Here is an 875-nt window from a genome sequence, read left to right as displayed (position 1 = left end):
CACCCGGCGCGCTCCGGTGCCCACGATGCCGCGTAACCGATGGCCTCGGCTGCGCGTACATGAGGATCGGCCCCCGCCCCGCGCGCGCCGCGCCCCCTCGCTCGGAGACCGCCATGTCCAAGAACATGTCCCTGACACCCAAAGCGTCCGGCCTGCGCGGGATCGCGCTCGCGACGGTCGCGGGCCTCGCCCTGATGGCCGGTGCGGTCTCGCTGCGCGGCCTCGCCCATGCGGAGGAGCCCGGCCGGCGCCTGCCGGAGGCCGCCGTGACCGCCCGGGAGACCGCGAAGGAGACCGGCCTGCGCACCGCGACGCTCGCCGGCGGCTGCTTCTGGGGCGTGCAGGGGGTGTTCCAGCACGTGCGCGGCGTCCGCCGGGCCGTGTCGGGCTATGCCGGCGGCGACGCGTCGGATGCGCGCTACAGCGCGGTCAGCACCGGCGGCACCGGCCATGCCGAGGCGGTGCGCATCACCTACGATCCCAAGGTGATCCGCTACGACGAGCTGCTGCGGATCTTCTTCTCGGTGGCGCTCGACCCGACGCAGGTGAACCGCCAGGGCCCGGATTCCGGCCCGCAATACCGCTCGGCGATCTTCCCCGCCGACGCGGAGCAGGCGCGGGTCGCCGAGGCCTACATCGCCCAGCTCGACGCCGCGCACGCCTACGCGAAGCCGATCGCCACGCGGATCGAGCCGGGCGCGACCTTCTACCCGGCGGAAGGCTACCACCAGGACTTCATGGCGAGCCACCCGAACCACCCCTACATCGCCGCCAACGACGCGCCGAAGCTGCGCGACCTGCAGGCGCTGTTCCCCGAGCGCACCGCGCCGGAGCCGGTGCTGGTCGGCGGCCGCCCGCCGGCCTGAGGCGGGCAG

1 protein-coding gene is annotated in these 875 nt (G+C 74.6%); it reads left to right on the top strand.

Features of this window, described 5'->3' with window-relative positions; translation table 11 throughout:
- Window positions 1-113: 113 nt before the first annotated feature.
- On the top strand, window positions 114-866 hold the full coding sequence (msrA, locus tag FV223_RS28755; RefSeq protein WP_147730012.1) for a peptide-methionine (S)-S-oxide reductase MsrA: 753 nt from the start codon (window positions 114-116) through the stop codon (window positions 864-866).
- Window positions 867-875: the final 9 nt, after the last annotated feature.

It is taken from the genome of Methylobacterium sp. WL116 (assembly GCF_008039455.1).
Classification (GTDB): Bacteria; Pseudomonadota; Alphaproteobacteria; order Rhizobiales; family Beijerinckiaceae; genus Methylobacterium.
The sequence above is the reverse complement of the archived record's forward strand: the minus strand, read 5'-3'. Positions and strand labels throughout refer to the sequence as shown.